General features: G+C 67.4%; 18 protein-coding genes. 3 read left to right on the top strand and 15 right to left on the bottom strand.

What is annotated here, in order from left to right:
* Positions 1 to 125 precede the first annotated feature (125 nt).
* Positions 126 to 800, top strand: a complete 675-nt coding sequence (locus G3O06_RS06425) for an HAD family hydrolase (RefSeq protein ID WP_174966775.1) — start codon at positions 126 to 128, stop codon at positions 798 to 800.
* A 109-nt stretch (positions 801 to 909) separates the two neighbouring features.
* Here G3O06_RS06425 and G3O06_RS06420 read toward each other — a convergent pair whose 3' ends face one another.
* The 9 genes from G3O06_RS06420 to G3O06_RS06380 all read right to left on the bottom strand — a co-directional run bounded on the left by G3O06_RS06420 (position 910) and on the right by G3O06_RS06380 (position 6,761).
* Complete coding sequence (locus G3O06_RS06420) at positions 910 to 1,152, bottom strand: DUF6566 family protein (protein ID WP_205815456.1); 243 nt, start codon at positions 1,150 to 1,152, stop codon at positions 910 to 912.
* An 84-nt stretch (positions 1,153 to 1,236) separates the two neighbouring features.
* Positions 1,237 to 1,623, bottom strand: coding sequence for a DUF3022 domain-containing protein (locus G3O06_RS06415; RefSeq protein WP_205815455.1), 387 nt, complete (start codon positions 1,621 to 1,623; stop codon positions 1,237 to 1,239).
* Entirely contained in the window at positions 1,620 to 1,781 is a 162-nt protein-coding gene (locus G3O06_RS06410; protein ID WP_174949968.1) for a DUF1328 domain-containing protein, read from the bottom strand. The genes G3O06_RS06415 and G3O06_RS06410 overlap by 4 nt, the downstream gene beginning before the upstream one ends.
* A 46-nt stretch (positions 1,782 to 1,827) precedes the next feature.
* On the bottom strand, positions 1,828 to 2,025 hold the full coding sequence (locus G3O06_RS48905) for a DUF3008 family protein (protein ID WP_346779492.1): 198 nt from the start codon (positions 2,023 to 2,025) through the stop codon (positions 1,828 to 1,830).
* Between the two features lie 65 nt (positions 2,026 to 2,090).
* Positions 2,091 to 3,542, bottom strand: a complete 1,452-nt coding sequence (gene rpoN, locus G3O06_RS06400; protein WP_205815453.1) for an RNA polymerase factor sigma-54 — start codon at positions 3,540 to 3,542, stop codon at positions 2,091 to 2,093.
* Between the two features lie 243 nt (positions 3,543 to 3,785).
* Positions 3,786 to 5,153 carry a sigma-54 dependent transcriptional regulator gene (locus tag G3O06_RS06395; RefSeq protein WP_205815452.1) on the bottom strand — a complete coding sequence of 456 codons (1,368 nt, stop codon included), beginning with the start codon at positions 5,151 to 5,153 and terminating at the stop codon, positions 3,786 to 3,788.
* A gap of 192 nt (positions 5,154 to 5,345) precedes the next feature.
* Entirely contained in the window at positions 5,346 to 5,519 is a 174-nt protein-coding gene (locus G3O06_RS06390; protein ID WP_205815451.1) for a hypothetical protein, read from the bottom strand.
* 93 nt (positions 5,520 to 5,612) lie between these two features.
* Positions 5,613 to 6,077: a DUF1269 domain-containing protein gene (locus G3O06_RS06385; protein ID WP_205815450.1), complete on the bottom strand. Its 465-nt coding sequence runs from the start codon at positions 6,075 to 6,077 to the stop codon at positions 5,613 to 5,615.
* 45 nt (positions 6,078 to 6,122) lie between these two features.
* Positions 6,123 to 6,761: an NAAT family transporter gene (locus G3O06_RS06380; protein ID WP_205815449.1), complete on the bottom strand. Its 639-nt coding sequence runs from the start codon at positions 6,759 to 6,761 to the stop codon at positions 6,123 to 6,125.
* Between the two features lie 134 nt (positions 6,762 to 6,895).
* Here G3O06_RS06380 and G3O06_RS06375 point away from each other — a divergent pair, with 134 nt between their 5' ends.
* The gene (locus G3O06_RS06375; RefSeq protein WP_027792503.1) at positions 6,896 to 7,114 is read left to right on the top strand and encodes a DUF6566 family protein; all 219 of its coding nucleotides are present in this window, start codon (positions 6,896 to 6,898) and stop codon (positions 7,112 to 7,114) included.
* A 38-nt stretch (positions 7,115 to 7,152) separates the two neighbouring features.
* On the opposite strand, the gene G3O06_RS06370 is transcribed toward G3O06_RS06375, so the two are convergent.
* A complete protein-coding gene (locus G3O06_RS06370; RefSeq protein WP_205815448.1) occupies positions 7,153 to 7,530 on the bottom strand; it encodes a DUF5594 family protein in 378 nt (125 codons plus the stop codon).
* A gap of 37 nt (positions 7,531 to 7,567) precedes the next feature.
* Positions 7,568 to 9,097 carry an FAD-dependent oxidoreductase gene (locus G3O06_RS06365; protein WP_205815447.1) on the bottom strand — a complete coding sequence of 510 codons (1,530 nt, stop codon included), beginning with the start codon at positions 9,095 to 9,097 and terminating at the stop codon, positions 7,568 to 7,570.
* A 239-nt stretch (positions 9,098 to 9,336) separates the two neighbouring features.
* Between G3O06_RS06365 and G3O06_RS06360 the strand changes: the two genes are divergently transcribed.
* Positions 9,337 to 10,497, top strand: a complete 1,161-nt coding sequence (locus G3O06_RS06360) for an NAD-dependent formate dehydrogenase (protein ID WP_205815446.1) — start codon at positions 9,337 to 9,339, stop codon at positions 10,495 to 10,497.
* 34 nt (positions 10,498 to 10,531) lie between these two features.
* Here the strand turns inward: G3O06_RS06360 and G3O06_RS06355 are convergent, their stop codons facing one another.
* The 4 genes from G3O06_RS06355 to G3O06_RS06340 form a co-directional block, all read right to left on the bottom strand.
* Positions 10,532 to 11,956, bottom strand: coding sequence for a PLP-dependent aminotransferase family protein (locus G3O06_RS06355; protein ID WP_205815445.1), 1,425 nt, complete (start codon positions 11,954 to 11,956; stop codon positions 10,532 to 10,534).
* A 390-nt stretch (positions 11,957 to 12,346) separates the two neighbouring features.
* Positions 12,347 to 12,601, bottom strand: coding sequence for a hypothetical protein (locus G3O06_RS06350; protein WP_175000684.1), 255 nt, complete (start codon positions 12,599 to 12,601; stop codon positions 12,347 to 12,349).
* A 34-nt stretch (positions 12,602 to 12,635) separates the two neighbouring features.
* The gene (locus G3O06_RS06345; RefSeq protein WP_174973499.1) at positions 12,636 to 13,091 is read right to left on the bottom strand and encodes a DUF1269 domain-containing protein; all 456 of its coding nucleotides are present in this window, start codon (positions 13,089 to 13,091) and stop codon (positions 12,636 to 12,638) included.
* Positions 13,092 to 13,159: 68 nt separating this feature from the next.
* Positions 13,160 to 13,357, bottom strand: a complete 198-nt coding sequence (locus G3O06_RS06340; protein WP_205815444.1) for a hypothetical protein — start codon at positions 13,355 to 13,357, stop codon at positions 13,160 to 13,162.
* Positions 13,358 to 13,377: the final 20 nt, after the last annotated feature.

The raw sequence follows: 13,377 nt of genomic DNA, 5'->3' as shown, positions 1-13,377 counted from the left end.
ACGGCGCGGCGTGGGGGGCGTCGGTTGGTCGCGGGACATGGCCATGACATGGCCTTGCGCCGATAATGTGCGGACCGGCTTCTCACGACCCGTTCGCTCGAACCTTACCGAGCCAGGAGATTCACATGCGCATTGAAACGTCTTTTCTGTTCGATCTCGACGGCACGCTCGTCGACAGCGTCTATCAGCACGTGCTCGCGTGGAAGGAAGCGCTCGATGCCGAGGGCATCGAACTGTCGGTGTGGCGCATCCACCGCAAGATCGGCATGAGCGGCGGCCTGTTCCTGAATCAGCTGCTGCGCGAGACGTCGGGCGACCTCGACGCCGAGCGCGTCGAGCGGCTTGCGCGCCTCCATGCGGCCGCGTACCAGCGGCTGCGCGCGCAGGTCCGGCCGCTGCCGGGCGCGCGCGAACTGCTGGCCGCGCTGTCGTCGGCCGGCATCCGCTGGGCGATCGCGACCAGCGGGCGGATGGAGACGGCCGCCATCAATCTCGAGGCGCTCGGCGTCGATCCGGCGAAGAGCGTCGTGGTCACGCGCGACCAGGTCAAGTACGCGAAGCCGGACCCGGACCTGTTCCTGACGGCTGCCGCCCAACTGAACGTGCCGATCGAACACACGGTCGTGGTCGGCGACAGCATCTGGGACATGCTGGCCGCTGCCCGCTGCCGCTCGCTCGGCGTCGGGCTGCTGTCGGGCGGATACGGCAGCGACGAACTCGAACGCGCGGGCGCGCTGCGCGTGTACGACGACCCGGCCGACCTGCTGTGGCATCTCGACGAGATTGCGGCGCGGCCCTGAGACGCCTGCTTCGCCGACGGCACCTTCGCCGGATCGCCGTCGGCTTCGCCAGGCCGCGAACGATCACCGGCCACGCCCCTGCCGTACCGGTACGCCGCTGCCGCGCGGCTCAATCGTCGTCGATGCGCTTGTCGATCAGATAGCGGCCACGCTCGACACCCGCGAGCAGCGCTTCGCTCTCGGTCAGCCAGTCAGGGCCGGCGACGGCCGGCGTGCCCAGCTCGAGGCGCTCGCCGCCGACATACACCTGCACCTCGTCGCGCCACGCGCCGCTGTCGTTGCGCCATGCCCACACGCGGATCTCATGGCCACGATACGGGTCGCGAACCTGTGCATCCTGTTGATTCTGCACGATGGCCTCCAGTGCTCGTCTGCAATGACGATGCAAAATACGCGCCGCCCCCCGGCTACTGCGACGCCGGACTCGGCAACCGCGTCAGGGCGCGTGCAACGCCGCGTCCAGTTCGACGCACGTCACATCGAGCGCCACATTGCATTCGATCGCGGCATCCCCGACACGCGGCTTGCGCTCGTCCACCGCGCGCCGCGCGAGGTCGCACAGGTGCGTGCGCACGCGCAGCCGGCCGGGCGCGTCGAGCGATGCGTAACGTCCGATCGCATCCGCGTCGAACCGCAGGTCGACCGCGCAGCGCCATTCGCGCGCGTTGTCCTCGGTCGGCTCGCGCACCCATGCGACCTGGATCGTCAGCCGTCCGGATGCGTCGTCTGCATGCACGACGACAGTCGACTCCGACGGGAAACCGTTCGCAAGCGCGCGCTCGAGCTCCGCGACGCACCGCGACCGGCTGGACGCGCGGCTCATCGTCGAACGATACCCAGCAACAGCGTGACCAGGAAGATCACGATGAAGATGTAAAACAGGATCTTCGCGATTTCCGCCGCACCGGCGGCAATACCACCGAAGCCGAGCACGGCCGCGACGATCGCGATGATGAAAAAGATGACTGCGTATCGAAGCATGGATACCTCCTGGATGGCAGCAGTCGTCAGGACACGTCGTCGCCGGTCACGCATCGTACTTGTGCTCCGGCTTGCCGCGCGTCGGGGTGGATGCCATTTTTTCGCGTTCCTTTTCGCTCATCGATCTGGCCATCGACTTCGCCGGTGGCTTGAGATCCTTGGTATTCGACTGACCGTGTCTGGCCGACAGCGCGGCTCCTGCCGCAAGCTGCCGGCGCCTGCGATTTGGCCGACATGGTTGCACTCCTGTCGTTGGCGCACACGTCGACGCGACGCCGGCACGCGCGCGCTTGCATCGCCGCGCAGCCGTCATGCGGCATCGCGACGTCGCAGGTCGGCCGGCGGAATCTTCATCGCCTGCCGATATTTCGTCACCGTGCGGCGCGCCAGCAGGATGCCGCGGCCCGCGAGCTGGTGAGCAAGCGCGACGTCGGATAGCGGATCGGCGTGCCGCTCGGCGGCGATCATGTCGCGGATCAGCACCTTCGCGGCCGCTGCCGAGCACACGCCCTTGCCGGCTGCCTCGAGCTTGCGCGGGAAGAAATGCTTGAATTCGAACGTGCCGTACGGCGTGGCCATGTACTTGTTGCCCGTCGCACGCGACACGGTCGACTCGTGCAGGTCGAGCGCTTCCGCGATGTCGCGCAGCACGAGCGGCTTCATCGCGATCTCGCCGTAACGGAAGAAATCGCGCTGCCGCGCGACGATGCATTCGCCGACGCGCTGGATGGTATCGAAGCGCTTCTGCACGTTGCGGATCAGCCAGCGCGCTTCCTGCAATTGCTGGCCGAGCGGCGAATCGCGCTCGCCGCGCGACTGCGCGAACAGCATTGCATAGCGTTCGTGCAGGCGCGCGCGCGGCAGCACGGCCGGGTTGATCGTCACGATCCACTCGTCGCGCACCTGACGCACGATCACGTCGGGCACCACGTAGTCGCCGTGCGTGCTGCCGTAGTGATTGCCGGGACGCGGGTCGAGCCCGCGCACCAGCGCAAAGGCCGCATGCAGCGCCTGCGTCTTGCAGCCGATGCGCCGCTGGATCTCGGCCGTCTCGCGCCGCGCGAGTCGTTCCAGATGCTCATGGGCGATCGCCTTCGCTTCCGCGAGCGCCGGCGTGCCGGCCGGGATCGCGTCGAGCTGCAGCACGAGGCATTCGGACAGCGAGCGCGCGGCGATGCCCGGGCGGTCGAGCATCTGCACGAGCCGCAACGCGATCGCGAGATCCTGCTCGGAGAGCAGCAGCGCCGGGTCGGCCGCGACCAGCAGTTCAGGCAGGGCCTGGCGCAGGTAGCCGTCGTCGTCTAGCGCGTCGATCACGAGGCGCGCGGCTTCACGGTCGCGGTCGTTCAGCGGGTAGAGCCGCAGCGCATCGTGCAGTTGCTGATGCAACGAGGGCTCCGCAGCCATCCATTCCCCGGGCGACAGGCCACCCGCATCGTCACCCTGGCGGCTCGTGCCGCGCGGTGCGGGTGCGGCCGTCAGCGATACCTCGGGTGCGTCGGGCACCTCGCCGGCCGGCGTGCTCGCGACGACGGATTCGGGCACCGCTTCGGGCGCGGCGATTTCGGCTGCCTGCTCCGATGTCTCGGCGGCGGTCGCCTCGTCGCCCTGCCCGTCTTCGAGAAACGGATTCAGGTCGAGCGCCTGCCGCAATTCCTGTTGAAATTCGAGCGACGACAACTGCAGCAGCCGCAGCGACTGCTGAAGCCTCGGCGTCAGTGCGAGATGCTGACGCATCTGCAGCGCTAGCGTGACGGACATCGATGGCCCTCCTGACGTTTCGCGGGTTTCGCTTCGGATACAGCATTCAGGCAGCTTTCATGCCAGCCGGCCCGATCGCCATGCGTCGCGGTGCGAGCGAGTTCGCTCCCCGCCATGCGCATGCCGGGACTGTTCTTTTTTACAAGCCCACGGCAAGTTTTGGGCACGCATTTCGCGCACCGACCCAGTCGGCCGCGATCGCATGCGGATCCGGCAGGTCGCGCGCGTGCCGTCGCGGCGGCATCAGGATTCCGACTTGTCCGCTTCGTCTTCGAGCTGCGCGAGCCGGTTGTAGATCGTCTTCAGGCTGACGTCGAGCACCTCGGCCGCCTGCGCCTTCACGCCGCCACATTGCGCGATCGTGCCGAGGATCAACCGCCGGTCGACTTCCTCGAGCGGCGTGCCGAACGGCACGGTCACGCGATCCTCGTGCGAATCGGTCAGGTTCGACAGTTCGTCCATGATCGGCGGCGGCAGCGTATCGATCACGTCGGCATCGCTGAAGATGCTCGCGCGTTGTACGAAGTTGCGCAGCTCGCGCACGTTGCCGGGCCATGCGTAGGTCTTCAGCGCTTCGCGCGCGGCCGGCGCGAAGCGCAGGTTCCGGCCGCTTTCAGCGTTGAACTGCTGCAGGAACGCATCGGCCAGCATCGGGATGTCGTCGCCGCGCTCGCGCAGCGACGGCAGCGGGATCGGGAACACGTTGATCCGGTGGAACAGGTCGGGCCTCAGCTTGCCGTCGGCCATCGCGCTTTCCGGATCGCGGTTGGTCGCCGCGACGATGCGCACGTCGACGTCGATCTCGCGCGTCGAGCCGAGCCGTGTAACGCGCCCCGTCTCGAGCACGCGTAGCAGCTTGACCTGCGATTCGAGCGGCATTTCGGTGATCTCGTCGAGCAACAGCGTGCCGCCGTCCGCGCGTTCGAAGAAGCCCTTGTGCTGGCGCTCCGCGCCCGTGAAACTGCCGCGGTCGTGGCCGAACATCTCGCTCTCGACGAGGTTCGCGGCGATCGCGCCGCAGTTCACCGCGAGGAACGGGCCGCGCCGGCGCAGGCTCAGGTCGTGCACCGTCTGCGCGGCCAGCTCCTTGCCGGTGCCCGACTCGCCCGTCAGCAGCACCGACGCCTCGGTGCGGGCAACCCGGCCGATCGCGTCGTAGACGGCCTGCATCGCGGGCGAACTGCCGAGCATGCGGCCGAAGCGGCCAAGGCGTTGCAATTCCGAGCGCAGTTCGGCGATTTCCTCGTGCAGCGCCGTGGTGCGCGGCACGCGCGCGAAGATGCTGTTCAGCCGCTGCATGTTCAGCGGCTTCACCAGGTAGTCGGTCGCGCCGCGCCGCAATGCGTCGATCGCGGTTTCGAGGCTCGCGTGGCCGGTGGTCAACACCATTTCGCAGTGCGAATGCTTCGGCAACGCATCGAACAATTCCATCCCGTTGCCGTCCGGCAGCACGAGATCGCACAGCACGAGATCGGGGGTATGCGTCGTGACGAGCGTGCGCGCTTCTTCGAGCGTCGCGGCCGTATCGCATGAAAGCTGCTGCGTACGCGCGAGCGCCGCAAGCATCGTCCGCGTGTCGGCGTCATCTTCGACGATCAGGACGTAGGGCATCGTGGCTCCTTATGAAGCGGCCCGGCGCGCGTATCCGCCGTGACCGCGGCGGGTTGCAGCGAGGTCCGGCCACCGATCGCACGACGATACGGCATGATCGATGTACTCGTGCCGACTGGCTGTCCTCCCGTGAAAAGCAGTCCCTGTCAGTATAGGAGAGGCATGTCGCGCATTCGCCGATCATCGAATAAATCAATCCGCGCAGGTCACCTGCATTGCCAGATTCAATGCATCGCGATCGGTAAGAACGTCGCCGCTTTCGAGCGGATCATGCGGCGCGAAGTCATCGTGACCACATCTTTTGCGCACTTCTGCGACGGATGCGGTCAATCTTTCCGGCCTGACTTTTCGCATGTCGAAATCCATCGGCGACGATACCTGGTGGTTCGACGGCTTACGTTCGCTTCAGACCCTGCCGATTCACGCGTCGCACGCCACGCGCCCTGTGCGCTTCGTCAGTCAGTCGGTCGCTGCCTGACTGCCACCGTCGCGCGCTTTCGAAATCGCTTCGACGAGTTTCAGTTCGTCGTCGATCGACAGCGTCGTGTCGATCACTTCTCCGCCGAACGGTGCGAGCGCCGCGCTCAGCGCGTAGATGTCAAGTTGTGTCGCGGCCAGACCGACCGATACAGTGCCGGGGCGCGCCTTGCGCGCGACCCGGTCGATCAACGCGTCGTCCACCGGCTTCTCGCGCCACGCGTCGAGCGACGATTCGATGTGCTCGACCACGCTGTCGAGCAGCGACCCGGGCGGCGTGCGGCCCGGGTCGACCGCATGCGCGCGCAACTGTCCGTCGGCTGCACACTCGACGATCGCCACACCCGACAGCGCAACGACGTGCCGGTCGCGCAACGTATCGAGTTCGGCAAGCGCGCGATGGGCGGCCGCGAGGTCGGGATAGGACAACACAATCAGCGTATTCATCAGCGACTCCGTGAAATCAGGCGGCCGGTTCGGGATGCGCCGCGCTCAATGCGGCAGCCCGAACGCGGCCTTCAGGCTCGCGACGATCATCTGCATCGCGATCGCCGCGAGAATCATCCCCATCAGGCGCTGTGTCACCGCCGTCACGCGCGGCGACAGGTAATGGCCGATCAGCGGCGCGGACAGCAGCGAAACGGCCAGCAGCGCGAGAAACGCGGCGAGCCCGAGCGCGAACGCGAGTTCCTGCCCGGTCGACCACGCACTGTGCCCGAGCACGATCATCGTCGCGATCGTGCCGGGGCCGACGAGCAGCGGGATCGTCAGCGGATAGATCGCGACGCTCTCTGCCGCCGCCGGGTCGGCGCCTTCGTCGTCACCCGGCGAATGCTGGCGGCTCGGCGCGCCGTGCAGCATCGACAGCGCGATCAGCAGCACCAGCAGCCCGCCCGCGAGGCGAAAATCGTCGATCGTCAGGCCGAACACATGCAGGATCGCGCCACCCGCGACGGCCGACACGATGCAGCCGGCCGTCACGCCGATCGCCGCCGTGAGCGCGACCTTGCGGCGCACGCCGTCCGCCGCGCCTTCCGTCAGCGACAGGAACACGGGGACGTTCGCGATCGGGTTCATGATCGCGAACAGCGCCGCGAACACCTTGATGGAAAAGGTCAGATCGAAGGCCACAGGTTCGCTCCCGTCTCGCGCGTCGAATCGTGCTTCGAATCGCACGCAGGTTCCGCTTCGTTTCCGATGCACGGCGCGCGCCATGCTGCTACGATCGACGCACCGCGTTCACGCACGACGGAGGGCCTCGACCAATGCAAGCCACCGACACCTTCATGGATCACGAGATTCGCGTCGAGGCGACGCGCAACGCGAACGGCGCGTGGGTCGCCCAGGTGCGGATCTTCCGCGACGGCGCGCCGGTCGACCTTCCGGCACCGGAGCTCGTCACCCCCGAATGGCTCACGTGCGACGAAGCGCTGCGTGGCGGCATCGACCAGGGCCGCGTGATCATCAAGACACGCGACCGGTAACGTCCACCGGTTCATCGGCACGCATCGCGCGACGCGTTTCACGCATCGAAATCCAGATCGCCGATCAGGATCTCGCGATCGCGCTGGGTCCGCGTGCTGAAGTCGACCGGCAGTTCCATCTGCCAGCGTTCGATCGTGACCGGCAGCGCCGCGAGATAGCGATCGAAGCGGCTGCGATCAGGCTCGGCCAGCAGCGCGTCGATCGCATCGTCGCGCCACGCGAGCCGCGCGTTCAGCCGGTTCGGCAATCCGACCGTCGACGTGAGGCCGATCACGTCGACACAGGTCGGGCTGCCCTGCCCGTCGTGCGGCACGACGTCCACCCTCACTTCGCCGGGCTGATACAGGCCGAGCACGCGCGCCGCGATGCGCGGCGCAAACTCGGTTTCGAAACGTGTACGGACATCGGGACTCATCTTGCCTCCGGGTTCGAATCATGTCGTCACGCCGCTGTCACGCGGCTGCAATCTGCCGCTCGAATGCCGCTTCCGCCTTCAGGCTGTCGAGATCGCGGCCGATCGTCGCGACCGCGAGCCGCGTGTTGCCGCGCCAGTACGCGATCGAACAATCGTGCGCGCCGAGGTCGCCGTCGATCTCGACACGATCGAATCGCTCCGCATGCCCGACATAGTTGATCGTCAGGTCGTAATGCTGGCTCCAGAAGAACGGCACCGCGTCGAACGGCCGCTGCTGCCCGAGCATGTTGCGCGCGGCGACGATACCCTGCCGCTCGGCGACGACCCAGTGCTCGACGCGAATGAGCTCGCCCGTGAGCGGATCGGGCCAGCGCGCGATGTCACCGGCCGCGTAGATGCCGGGCACACTCGTCTGAAGGAAGCGGTCGACCGTCACGCCGCGCTCGACGGCCAGCCCTGCGTCCTGCGCGAGCGCCACGTTCGGATGAACGCCGATGCCGACCACTACGAGATCGGCCGGCAGCACGTCGCCGGTCGACAGCGTCACGCTGTCCGGCGTGATCTGCGCGGGCGTCGCGAGATGGAACACGACGCCGTGCGATTCGTGCAGTGCCTGGATCGTGCTGCCGAGCGCTTCGCCGAGCACGTGCGCCATCGGATGCGCATCGGGCGCGACGACCTGCACGTCGAGCCCGCGCGTGCGTAACGCGGCGGCCACTTCGAGCCCGATGAAGCTCGCGCCGACCACGACGCAGCGACGTGCCGTTTTCAGCTTGCCGATCAGCGCGTCGCAATCGGCGCGCGAGCGCAGCACGCACACGTGCGGCAGATCCGCGCCGGGCACGGTCAGCCGGTTCGGCTCGGCGCCCGTTGCCAGCAGCAGCGCACCGTAGCCGACGCGGCTGCCGTCGGCCAGTTCGACCGCCTGCTGCGCGGGATCGATCCGCGCGACACGCGTACCGCACCGCACGTCGATGTGATGGTCCGCATAAAACGACGGCGCGCGCAGCGGCAGCCAGTCGGCGTCGGCCGTGCCGGCGAGATAGTCTTTCGACAGGTTCGGCCGGTCGTACGGCGGATCGGCATCGGCGGTGAGCAGCGTGACGGGATGCGGATAGCCTTCCTGCCGCAACGTCACGGCAGCCGCGATCGCCGCGGCCCCGCCGCCGACGATCACCACCGACGCGGGCAGCCCGGCCACATTCAGCGCGGGCGGCGCGGCGGCCAGGCGTGCATCGAGCACGACGGCGCGGCCGTCGCGACGTTCGACGCGCCAGCACGGCAGCCCCTCGAGCGCCGGCGCGCGCAGCAGTTCGCCGGTGCGCAGGCAGAACGCCGCGTGATGCCACGGGCAGCGGATCGTATCGCCCTCCAGCAGGCCGTCTGCCAATGGCGCGCCGTAGTGCGGGCACTGCGCGCCCACGGCAAACAGTTCGTCGGCGCGGCGCACGAGCAGCACCGCTGCGTCGCCGACATGGCCCTCGATCATTGCACCGTCGGCGAGATCGTCGAGCGCGATGCCTTGCGTGAGATCGGGACGTGAAGACGAGGAATCGCTTCCGGACATGACATCGCTCCCGCAGAGTCAGGTAACGATCCCATTATCGGCGTCCCTCATGAAAAGAACAGGTACAGACGCCCCCGCAGCGCACGCAAACAAGGACTGTAGCTTGTACGAGATCCATGACGGGCGTAGAACGTCATCAACGTTGCGGCGCAACACGCCAGCCGTCTGCAGCGCATGTCGCGGACCCTGCGCAATCCGCATGCCGCGCGCCTTCTCCCCGTCACCAGGAGTGCTACCCGATGGCCACCGTCTTGTGCGTGCTCTACCCCGATCCCGTGGACGGCTATCCGCCGCGCTACGTGCGCGATGCGATTCCGGTCATCACGCACTACGCGGACGGACAAACCGCGCCGACGCCGGCCGGCCCGCCCGGTTTCCGGCCCGGCGAACTCGTCGGTTCGGTGTCCGGCGCGCTCGGATTGCGCGCCTATATGGAAGCGCACGGCCACACGCTGATCGTCACAAGCGACAAGGACGGCCCCGACTCCGAATTCGAGCGCCGGCTGCCCGAAGCGGACGTGGTGATCTCGCAGCCGTTCTGGCCCGCGTACCTGACGGCCGAACGGATCGCCCGCGCGCCGAAGCTGAAGCTCGCGCTGACGGCAGGCATCGGCTCCGATCACGTCGATCTCGACGCCGCCGCCCGCGCGCACATCACCGTCGCCGAAGTCACCGGCTCGAACAGCATCAGCGTGGCCGAGCACGTGGTGATGACGACGCTCGCGCTGGTGCGCAACTACTTGCCGTCGCATGCGATCGCGCAGCAAGGCGGCTGGAACATCGCCGATTGCGTGTCGCGCAGCTACGACGTCGAAGGCATGCACTTCGGTACGGTCGGCGCGGGGCGCATCGGGCTCGCCGTGCTGCGCCGGCTGAAGCCGTTCGGCCTGCATCTGCACTACACGCAGCGCCACCGGCTCGATGCGTCGGTCGAACAGGAACTCGGGCTCACGTATCACGCCGATGCCGCGTCGCTCGCGAGCGCCGTCGACATCGTCAACCTGCAGATCCCGCTGTACCCGTCGACCGAGCACCTGTTCGACGCGGCGATGATCGCGCGCATGAAGCGCGGCGCGTACCTGATCAACACCGCGCGCGCGAAGCTGGTCGAGCGCGACGCGGTCGTGAATGCCGTCACGTCCGGGCATCTCGCGGGTTACGGCGGCGACGTGTGGTTTCCTCAGCCGGCGCCGGCCGATCACCCGTGGCGCACGATGCCGTTCAACGGGATGACGCCGCACATCTCCGGCACGTCGCTGTCCGCGCAGGCACGCTATGCGGCCGGCACGCTGGAGATCCTGCAATGCTGGTTCGACGGCAAACCGATCCGCAATGAATACCTGATCGTCGACGGCGGCACGCTTGCGGGAACGGGCGCGCAGTCGTACCGGCTGACGTGACGCCGTCCGCGGCGCCCAACTCGCGGCGGACCATTCAGTCGACGCAGTAGGCCGCGAGCTTGCCGACGGTCACGACCGCCTGCTCGATCTCCGGCGACCACGGGCTGCTGTAGTTCAGCCGGATGAAATTGCGGTAGCTGTCCGCGATCGAGAACATGTAGCCGGGCCCGATCGTGATCCCCTGCTCCAGCGCGAGCTGGTACAGCCGCATCGCGTCGACCTGCGCGGGCAGCTCGATCCACAGCACGTAGCCGCCCGCCGGGCTCGAAATGCGTGTGCCTTCCGGGAAGAACCGCGACACCATCGTACGCATCAGGTTCGCCTGCTGCGCGTAGGCCTTGCGAATCCGCCGCAGGTGATGCTCGTAGCCGTCGCGTTCGAGAAACTCCGCGATCGCAAGCTGCGGCAGCGACGGCGTCGCGAGCGTGTTCAGGAACTTCAGCTTCTCGACCTGCTCGCGATAACGGCCCGGCAGCGCCCAGCCGATCCGGTACGCGGCCGTCAGGCTCTTCGAAAACGACGAGCAGTGCAGCACGTTGTCGTGGCGGTCGAACGACTTCAGCGTGCTCGGATGCACGTTGCCGAAATACAGTTCGTTGTACACGCCATTCTCGATGATCGGCAGGTCGGCTTTTGCGGCGAACTCGACCAGCTCGCGCTTGCGCTCGTCCGGCATCTGGAAGCCGAGCGGGTTCTGGAAGTTCGGCATCACCATGCACGCGGCGATCGGCTGCGACTTCGCGATCGCGGCCAGCGCTGCGATGTCGATCCCGTATTCCGGATGCGTCGCCACCTCGATCGCCTTCATCCCCATCCGCTCGATCGCGTGCAGCATCGCGTAGAACGTCGGCGATTCCACCGCGATCGTGTCGCCCGGCTTCGCAACGGCCTGCAGGCACAGGTTGATCGCCTCCGTCGCGCCGACCGTCACGATGATCTCGTTCGGGTCCACCGACATCCCGTTTTCCAGGTAGCGGCGCGCGATCTGCCGGATCAGCCGCGGATGCCCGGGCGGCAGCCCGTCCGTCACGCCCCACAGCGACTTGTCGCGGCCGGCCGCATACGCGTAGCGGTTCAGCTTCTCGAACGGGAACAGGCTCGGGTCCGGATACGGCGAGCCGAGCGGCACCGCGTCGTCGGTGCCGATCGAGCGCAGCGTCGACAGCACGAGCCGGCTCACGTCGACCGATGACGAGATCGCGATCGGCTTCGACGGCCGCAACTCGCGCACCGGCGCATGGCCGTCGTCGCGCCGCAGGTTCACGAAATAGCCCGACTGCGGCCGGCTTTCGAGCAGCCCGCGGCTTTCCAGCAGCAGATATGCATGCAGCACGGTCGTGATGCTGATCCGGTGCTGCTGGCTCGCCTGCCGCACCGACGGCACACGATCGCCGTGTCGATATACCCCTTGCCGGATGAGTCTCTCTATGTCGTTTGCAAATTTCTCGTAGAGCTTCATCCGCCTCGCCCCGCCAGCGGTGAACCGGCCTGCGATGCACGGGCGGCATGGTCGCGCCGGTGCACGAAGCCGGATAGCCGTGCCCGGGCGCGGGCGTGCCGGTGCGAACCTCGTCCGTTATCGAAATTGAAGGCGGATAGCAATGCGAATCTCATCAAGACAAGGTTCGGCATCCTACTGCGTCATTTCGACGAATGTAAGTGACAGTTTGGCGAGGAAACGCGAAATCCGGCCGGCGTGGTGAACAGATTCGAACGCGACGGCGCGGCCCCGCGCGATCGCGCGGCAGCCATTCGCCGGGCACGATGCCGGCGCGCGTCAGCGCGGTTTGCCGATGGCCGTCGGCCGGCAATCACGCGAAGCCCGGACATGCGCGGGCCCCGCGTGCGCTCAAGCGTCGTCGACGTTGTCCGCGTAGTGATCGATCGCGACCTTGCATTCGTCGAACACCACCGTCAGCAACGCGACGTCGTTCGACTCGACCCACTTGCGGATCTGCAGGAATTGCCCGGTGCCGAGATCGGCGATGCGGGCCGGATCGTCGGTCGTCACGTCGACGACCGCGATCGCGCGGTTGCCGTTGCCGGGCAGCGGCGACAGCGTCGCCGCGATGTCAAAGCGCCGGTACGATTGATCGATGCGCATGTCGTTCTCCCGATGCGGTTCGAAGATGGCGAGGTCAGTCGAGCGTCTGGCGGAACACCTTGCCGCCGAATCCCGTCACGACGTTGTCGACCGAGAACGGCGTGTCCTCCTTCGCTTCCAGGATGACCGCGACGCTGCCGGGCACGAGCCGTGCCGCGATCGTCTCGACGAACGTGCCGTCGAGCAGCGCATTACCGGCCGCTTCCGCGAGAATGCCGGCGCCCGCACCGGCCGCCATGCCGGTGACCACGCCGAGCGGCCCGGCGAGCAGCCCGAGCAAACCGCCTGCGATCGCGCCGATCACGCCGCCCTTGAACGGCCTCGATTCGGCGTGGAGCACCGCGAGCTTGCCGGTCGCGTCCTTCTCGACGACGACGCCGTTCTCGATGTGGAATCCTTCGTTCTTCTCCGACAGCGCCTCGAAATCGTTCGCGGCCTGGCGGGCCGTGTCGACGCTGCCGAACACGGCGACGATCAGTTGCTTGGTCATGCGACACCTCGCTCGGTTGGATGGTCAGTGGCAGCCGCCGCACCGCATGCGGCACGCCGGGGTTCGATTCAGATGCCGGTGGCCGCCACGCGTGCACGCGCCGCATCGGCATACGCGTGCGCGGCCTCCCGCTGCAGCCTGGCGACGGACGGCGCACGCGCGAGCGCCGGATCGGCATCGCGCGTGTCGCGCGCCAGCCGGTAGGCGTCCGACGCCGCGTGCTGCAGTTCTACTGCCTGTTTCGTTTCAACGGAATGCGTGCTCATCCGGCATCCTCCTTGCAAGG

The organism is Burkholderia sp. Ac-20345 (assembly GCF_017104825.1).
GTDB lineage: Bacteria > Pseudomonadota > Gammaproteobacteria > Burkholderiales > Burkholderiaceae > Burkholderia > Burkholderia lata_B.
Note: the sequence above shows the minus strand (reverse complement) of the source record. Positions and strands in the feature narration are given on the sequence as shown.

Bases quoted from the DNA above. Each gene is read 5' to 3' on its own strand.
- G3O06_RS06425 (WP_174966775.1), top strand. From the start codon at position 126: ATGCGCATTGAAACGTCTTTTCTGTTCGATCTCGACGGCACGCTCGTC.
- G3O06_RS06415 (WP_205815455.1), bottom strand. From the start codon at position 1,623: ATGAGCCGCGCGTCCAGCCGGTCGCGGTGCGTCGCGGAGCTCGAGCGC.
- G3O06_RS06410 (WP_174949968.1), bottom strand. From the start codon at position 1,781: ATGCTTCGATACGCAGTCATCTTTTTCATCATCGCGATCGTCGCGGCC.
- rpoN (WP_205815453.1), bottom strand. From the start codon at position 3,542: ATGTCCGTCACGCTAGCGCTGCAGATGCGTCAGCATCTCGCACTGACG.
- G3O06_RS06395 (WP_205815452.1), bottom strand. From the start codon at position 5,153: ATGCCCTACGTCCTGATCGTCGAAGATGACGCCGACACGCGGACGATG.
- G3O06_RS06390 (WP_205815451.1), bottom strand. From the start codon at position 5,519: ATGGATTTCGACATGCGAAAAGTCAGGCCGGAAAGATTGACCGCATCC.
- G3O06_RS06385 (WP_205815450.1), bottom strand. From the start codon at position 6,077: ATGAATACGCTGATTGTGTTGTCCTATCCCGACCTCGCGGCCGCCCAT.
- G3O06_RS06375 (WP_027792503.1), top strand. From the start codon at position 6,896: ATGCAAGCCACCGACACCTTCATGGATCACGAGATTCGCGTCGAGGCG.
- G3O06_RS06370 (WP_205815448.1), bottom strand. From the start codon at position 7,530: ATGAGTCCCGATGTCCGTACACGTTTCGAAACCGAGTTTGCGCCGCGC.
- G3O06_RS06365 (WP_205815447.1), bottom strand. From the start codon at position 9,097: ATGTCCGGAAGCGATTCCTCGTCTTCACGTCCCGATCTCACGCAAGGC.
- G3O06_RS06360 (WP_205815446.1), top strand. From the start codon at position 9,337: ATGGCCACCGTCTTGTGCGTGCTCTACCCCGATCCCGTGGACGGCTAT.
- G3O06_RS06355 (WP_205815445.1), bottom strand. From the start codon at position 11,956: ATGAAGCTCTACGAGAAATTTGCAAACGACATAGAGAGACTCATCCGG.
- G3O06_RS06350 (WP_175000684.1), bottom strand. From the start codon at position 12,601: ATGCGCATCGATCAATCGTACCGGCGCTTTGACATCGCGGCGACGCTG.
- G3O06_RS06345 (WP_174973499.1), bottom strand. From the start codon at position 13,091: ATGACCAAGCAACTGATCGTCGCCGTGTTCGGCAGCGTCGACACGGCC.
- G3O06_RS06340 (WP_205815444.1), bottom strand. From the start codon at position 13,357: ATGAGCACGCATTCCGTTGAAACGAAACAGGCAGTAGAACTGCAGCAC.